The organism is Mesorhizobium sp. M0408 (assembly GCF_040321495.1).
GTDB lineage: Bacteria > Pseudomonadota > Alphaproteobacteria > Rhizobiales > Rhizobiaceae > Mesorhizobium.
In genome coordinates, this window is the sequence record NZ_JAMYRO010000033.1 from 60,348 (window position 1) to 66,347 (window position 6,000).

A 6,000-nucleotide genomic window follows, 5' to 3' on the forward strand; every position below is an offset into this window, starting at 1 on the left:
TGGGTATAGACCGGCTCGTTTGAAAGGCATTTTGAACCCCCAAGCTTCAGAAGACCGTCGCTGTAGTAGCCAATCCATCAAAAGTAGTGCCCGTCAGTATGCACGAGTCAACGGTGTGTAAAAAGCGAACAGAACATGAGGCCGGATATGGAATGCCCAATTCTTGGTTGGAGTGCGGCGGGTTTTTCAATGGCGATCTCGCAGCTTTTTCACTGCCTTGGTGAGGGTCAGGCGGTCGTTGCCGATCTTTTTAATCAGCTTGCTGACTTGACTTGGCGAAATGCAATTTTCCCGCGCGAAACGTTCCAGCTCATAAAACGCATCGATCGAGGATAGGCGGCCTCGGTCGACGTAGGCTTGGTTGCCCTTGTTCTCGTTCATTTCCGTTTTCCTACTCACTCAGCAGCTGCAAATGAGAATCCGCCCGCCACTCCTCGATTTGGCGGGCGGATCCATCAGCGCAGGAAGGGACTCTAGCTGCGCAGATACAATTTCTGGGGACTTTTTTTGAGCGTCATTTCTGGCTAACGACCATCAACTCGCGACTATTCCAATCACCAAGAAGGTTAGGGAGATGGCGAAACCGGTGCAAGCAGCCAGCGAGCTTCGTGAACACTGTTCTCCATAGGCTCCTCCCTTAAGGGACCGCAACGAGTACGAACAGACGCAGTTCCGGACGGCTACACTGTGGGGGGCCATTGCGCGCAGCGACTCAGACTTAGGTCCTACGCACGCCAGCCTTAAGGCTCAGTTTGGAACGTCTAGAGAAGCTGCAGGTTTGGGGCGCTTTGGCGCGATGTTTTGCGCCCGCGAGCCCACAAGGAGATAGCTATGAGAATTCATCTTTCCACCGCAGTCGCGGGATTCCTGCTGCTTGCAGGTGTCGGCGCCGTAGCCGCTCAGGACGTCGTCATCGAGCCTGAGCAGGAAACCGTCATCAAGGAATATGTCAAGAAGCAGCCGCTCGCATCGGTGAAAGTCCCTGGAGTGGAGCTCAATATCGGTTCGACGTTGCCCGATACGGTCGAGCTTCATGAAGTGCCTAACGTCAAGAAGTATCGCTACACGGTCGTCGACGATCGGACCGTCGTTGTCGACCCGGGCACACGCAAGATCGTCAAGATCATCCAGTGACCTGACGACTCAGAGGACAGCCCGCCGTTCCGAAAGGTACGGCGGGACGGTCGCGACCGGAGAAGCGCAAGGGGGGGAATCGAAGCCGACGATTTGATAGCGGCATCCTTCGTTGACGGGCTGGACAAGCTTTGAGCTCCCCAGAATGCGAGGCGCTGCAATGTCCCTCTCTCCCAGTCTATCCTCTGTCGGTCTGACTTTCCAATGCCCGCATTGCAACTTCGCTCGTCAAGAACGGCGGCTGGTTTCAGGTTGTTTCCCATTACAAGTGCGAGGGGTGCGGACGCGAGGTCCGGATTACCTATCGCGACAAGATTGGCATTTCCAGAAGCACACGCACTTGCACTGCGGCAGTGCCATGCCCCGCCGGGAGCGCGGAAGATTTGCAGGCCCCGAAAGTGAGTTCGAAATGCCGGGCGCCGAGTGCGAGCCGGGAATGCCGGCACTCGCCTGAGATCGGCACGCGCAATACGTCGGCAGCGCTTTCGTCAGCAGCAATCGAGAGATGCGCGAGCACCTTCGGAAATAAGTCCAGGAACATGCCGGCCCACCCAATGCCCAGAGCAAGATCCGCACCGAGCAACTGAGAGGAGGCTACATCAGAGCAATGAAGACCACCGGTGCGAAGATCAGGAAGATCGCCATTACTATGGTCACGGTAATGGCAAGGCGCTCGGTTCGCCTGACGAGGGCAGAGACCTCCTCGTCGCTCGACGAAATGAGATCAACCACCGAGAAATCTGTTGGGTCAGGAGTTTGATTGTCATTTGCGGGTCGGCTTGCGACCTCATCTACGTCCTGTCTGCTCTGGATAAGGGTCACAGTTCTTTCCGCTGTTAAAGGCATCAGTGGGCACCCGGCAGACCACCGATGAAGGGACATTGCTCGGCGGCCTAATACAATCTTTTGGTAAGGTCTTGGTTGCCGGCCCTCAGCCTTAAGTCTTCGACGCAAAGACTTCAGTCTTACCCCGCCTCGGACCATAGCCCCGTGGCGGAGCTAAGTACCTGCCGCTCCATCCGGCGGTACGCAAAGACGCACTGTTCAGCACGGTCGGGGCGCATGCCTGCATGAGCGGCGGCCGGTGAGGCTGGGATCCATTAAGCTCCGGGGGAACTGAAGCGCTCGCCTCGCGCTGAAGATGGCCGGCACCCATCGGGAGCGGGGGAGGGCATGGGATAGGTGCCGGCCAGGCTGAATCAAGTCCGCCGCCGCGTCAGCGTAGCTGACCCATTCCTCGGTGTCATTGGCTGATTACCGGGTCGGCGCCCTATCCGTCGCACGCACAGCCCGGTGCTTTGTGGCACTTTTCTGCCTCGATATGCAGCTATCGCCGCACGCTTTGCCGGCGGAGCAGATTTTGCAGCATCCCTCAACGGGGATGGTCGACCAGGGTATGGACGTTTCGAAACGCCCCAGCCGAAGATTCTCCGCCGGGTGCCTCCGCCGAAGGTCGTCAAGCCCGTTCGCAAACAAAAAACCGCGAAGAAAGTGACCATACCGGTTGAGGATGAGCCTGTTCCTGCGCCTGTCATTCCTTTTGGTGGCGGCGGCGGAAGCGGCAATGGAAGCGGGGGAGGCGGCTGGGGAGGTTGACCAAGTCAGACTGAAGAAGGATTGCATAGGCCTAGCGTCCGATGGCGCTTTCTGATGCTACCAGACTTGCCAGTCGTCATCGATATCCCGCCGAACACGAAGGGACAGCACGGAGAACCGGCCTCTGACGGAAATGGATGAAGCCGTCCTCAGGCCTCGGTCAGGCAGGCGGGGAGGATTCAATAGCTGGATTACCACGCCTTCCGGGACGAGGCTGACCCGCTACCTTTGAGCGGTGAGACCTGACTGCCTTAGTGAGGGAGTCACGCCGGCCGGGCGCAAGATCTTCATGCTGCAATACCGGACCAATGCCGGCGTCCGCCGTAAACCCTCGATCGGGAAGTCCGGTGATTTGACGGTCGAGCAAGCTCGAAAATCGCCCCAGGACTGGCTCCTTCCCTATTCGATCGTGGCGAACTTGAGCTTCGAGGCGAGGTCAGCCACTTCGACGAGAACGCCCACAAGGGTATTGGGGAACGCTGCTGGGCTACTTGCTGTCTATGCTGGATTTGGCTGCATGTTGTCGGTGCAAGTGGCTATTGCTGCCGCCTAGACGAGATCGGCCGGCGCCCCTTGGGGGGCTGGGGGGCGGGGGGGCGCCGGCCGAGCGGACATCAGGTCCGGCGCCCGCAGAACTTAAAAGCGGCCACGCACGCACCTATGGCGTTTATCGCGGAAGGCCGGACGGCAGCCGGTCAGCGCATAACGCGCATGCGGGTCCGTCTGCGCCTTACGATCGCAGCGGCGGCCGGGTCAGACCGCTGCCTGTCTCAACACAGGCCGGCTTGACCTTGCAACTGCCAGCGCACCTAGGAGCGCTGTTAAGTAAACAGCACCTCTTCCTGTAGATGATGGCCTGATGCGATCCTACCAGACTTGCCGATCATACCAATCGTCAATATCCTGCCGAACGCGGTCCTTTTCGATACCGTAACGTTCCTGGATCTTGCCTTCGAGCTGATCGCGATTGCCAGCGATGCGATCAAGATCATCATCGGTAAGTTTGCCCCACTGTTCCTTGATCTTACCCTTGACCTGCTTCCAGTTTCCTTCGACGCGATTCCAGTCCACGACATATCCTCCATTGTCTTTACACAAGGCGAAACGGTCGTCCGGCCAGGGAGTTCCGGGACGAAGATCTCTGATGTTCACGATCCAGTTGGGAAGGTGACGACGCCAATCAGGAGATGGTGGGCCTTTTTGGGTACGCCTCGACCTCCCCGACGAAGGCCCTTTGCTGTACATCTACAGGCGATGCGGCGCCGTGGGCGAACGCAAACAACGAGCGGAGCGTGACGTGTTGAGCCAGAGGAGCACGGCTGTCCTGCGCATGATCATCCATATCGAAAATCGCCCACCCAGGCTTCGAGCCGCTAGGCTCGCCCCGCGGCAGCGACGTGCCGGATCCGAATACATGGGCTCATTCGATACCCTGCCTGGGAGTTGGCTCCGTGGCACGCGCGTCGCCAGGATTGAACCGGAAGAGTCCGGCCGCGTTGTCTGGTGACTGATACGGCGATTGTTGGAGATAGAAATGGCGAACACTGGCACAACGCGTGGACGCAACCAGGACCGGGCAAGGGTCGCTGGTGGGCAAGACCACGAAATGAAGTATGAGGCGAGCAAAATCGGCGCCAGCAAAGCTGACGTCAAGTCAGCGGTGAAGTCGGTCGGCAACAGTCGCAAGAAAGTCGACGACAAGCTGGTCAGGAAGTGAGCCTCGGCCGCACAGACGCTGGCGAAGTTGCAATATCAAGAGCTCGAGGTTCAGCGAAGGGGATAGGCCACATTGCTTATGACCGGCTGCCGCGAGGTCCTCATGAGAGGGCCTGCCCATGACCCGTTCGCCACCTTCAATGTGGACGACGTCAACGGGCGACTGCCTGTGCTCCTGAAGTGGTTGGGCGAAAGCGACTGCGACATCGTGTGCCTGCAGGAATTGAAAACGTCGGACGACAAGTTTCCTGCCGAAGCGATCAAGGAGGCGGGTTACGGCGCGATCTGGCACGCCAGAAATCCTACAACGGTGTCGCAATCCTCGCTCGCGGAATCGAGCCGGTGGAACGTCGCCGCAGCTGCCCGGGGATCCCGATGATACCCACAGCCGTTATTTCGAGGCCGAGGTGGATGGGATCGTCGTGGGCTGTCTCTACCTGCCCAATGGCAATCCAGCGCCTGGCAAAAAGTTCGACTACAAGCTGCGCTGGTTCGATCGTCTCATCAGCTACGGCCAGCATTTGCTCGACGAGGGGGCACCAAGCGTTCTGTGCGGCGACTTTAACGTCGTTCCAACCCCGATCGACGCCGTGGTGCCGAGCCGATGGCTGGGCGATGCGGCCTATTTCCCGGAGAGGCGGCAAGCCTATGCCAAAATGCTCCAAGCTGGCTGGATAGATGCCGTGCGGCGCATCCATCCGGAGAAGGGCATCTACACCTATTGGAATTTCTCCTACTGGGGCGGCTACGATCGGAGTTGGGGCCTGCGAATGGACCATCTCCTTGTGAGCCCCTCCCTTTCCGACCGGCTGCGCAGTGCCGGCGTGGATGTCGACATGCGCGGCTGGGAGAAGCCAAGCGACCATGCGCCGGCCTGGATCAAGCTCTATTGAACCGCGAGGAATACAGACGATTAAACCGGATTCTCTCGAAATGACAGGCTTGCGCGCCGTTCCAGACCGGGAAGCTGTTGTCCGGCCGGGCGATGTCGCCTGCACGAGCGAACTCGAAGCGGCGTTTGACGAGTATATTGTGCCGGGTCGCGTCGGCGCGCAGCTAGGCTGCCTTCTTAAGCTCCGCCACCTGAACGCCCAGCCGGAACGCCTGACCATCTGCAAACGAGCGCGCGTAGCTCTCGGATGTAAAAGGCACGGTGGTCGTGGTGCCATTGACCGTCACGCGAACCGACCAATCTTTGTCTCTGACGATTTCAACGGCATGTCGCTCATGCGGAGCCATGCATTCCTCCCAGAATCTTACGTTGAGGAGGGAGGATAGCGTCGCAACACTCGTTTGCATGCAAATAATCCGACACCGCGATGTCCAAATGTCAAAACAGCGCACAGCTAGGCGAACTTAAGTCGATGTCGTCGCCTTGAGCTGTTCAAGGTGGTCTCTTGGGGAAGTTAAAAAGTGCGGTGGCAGTCTCTTCAGCCGTCCAGCCTTGCTCGATGCAAGAGGACACCAGAAGTTGTGTGCGTCAAGTTCTGCAAAAATGGCGTGGCAGTAGCTGTGACGTCGGCGTGTCCGCCGCGCAGCCCCCGTGTTTAGCGG

The 6,000-nt window shown here is 58.7% G+C and carries 6 protein-coding genes and 1 pseudogene; 3 read left to right on the top strand and 4 right to left on the bottom strand.

The window, feature by feature from the left end:
- Positions 1-186 precede the first annotated feature (186 nt).
- Entirely contained in the window at positions 187-381 is a 195-nt protein-coding gene (locus tag NKI67_RS28415) for a DUF3606 domain-containing protein (protein WP_352648074.1), read from the bottom strand.
- Between the two features lie 450 nt (positions 382-831).
- Here NKI67_RS28415 and NKI67_RS28420 point away from each other — a divergent pair, with 450 nt between their 5' ends.
- Complete coding sequence (locus NKI67_RS28420) at positions 832-1,134, top strand: DUF1236 domain-containing protein (RefSeq protein ID WP_352648076.1); 303 nt, start codon at positions 832-834, stop codon at positions 1,132-1,134.
- Between the two features lie 594 nt (positions 1,135-1,728).
- On the opposite strand, the gene NKI67_RS28425 is transcribed toward NKI67_RS28420, so the two are convergent.
- Positions 1,729-1,866, bottom strand: coding sequence for a hypothetical protein (locus tag NKI67_RS28425; protein ID WP_352648078.1), 138 nt, complete (start codon positions 1,864-1,866; stop codon positions 1,729-1,731).
- Positions 1,867-3,597: 1,731 nt separating this feature from the next.
- On the bottom strand, positions 3,598-3,801 hold the full coding sequence (locus NKI67_RS28435; RefSeq protein ID WP_352478587.1) for a CsbD family protein: 204 nt from the start codon (positions 3,799-3,801) through the stop codon (positions 3,598-3,600).
- Between the two features lie 463 nt (positions 3,802-4,264).
- Here NKI67_RS28435 and NKI67_RS28440 point away from each other — a divergent pair, with 463 nt between their 5' ends.
- Positions 4,265-4,447: a DUF3606 domain-containing protein gene (locus tag NKI67_RS28440; protein WP_352648080.1), complete on the top strand. Its 183-nt coding sequence runs from the start codon at positions 4,265-4,267 to the stop codon at positions 4,445-4,447.
- A gap of 102 nt (positions 4,448-4,549) precedes the next feature.
- Positions 4,550-5,339 (top strand): annotated as a pseudogene (xth, locus tag NKI67_RS28445) (exodeoxyribonuclease III).
- Between the two features lie 163 nt (positions 5,340-5,502).
- On the opposite strand, the gene NKI67_RS28450 reads toward xth, so the two are convergent.
- Positions 5,503-5,685 carry a hypothetical protein gene (locus NKI67_RS28450; protein ID WP_352648082.1) on the bottom strand — a complete coding sequence of 61 codons (183 nt, stop codon included), beginning with the start codon at positions 5,683-5,685 and terminating at the stop codon, positions 5,503-5,505.
- Positions 5,686-6,000 lie beyond the last annotated feature (315 nt).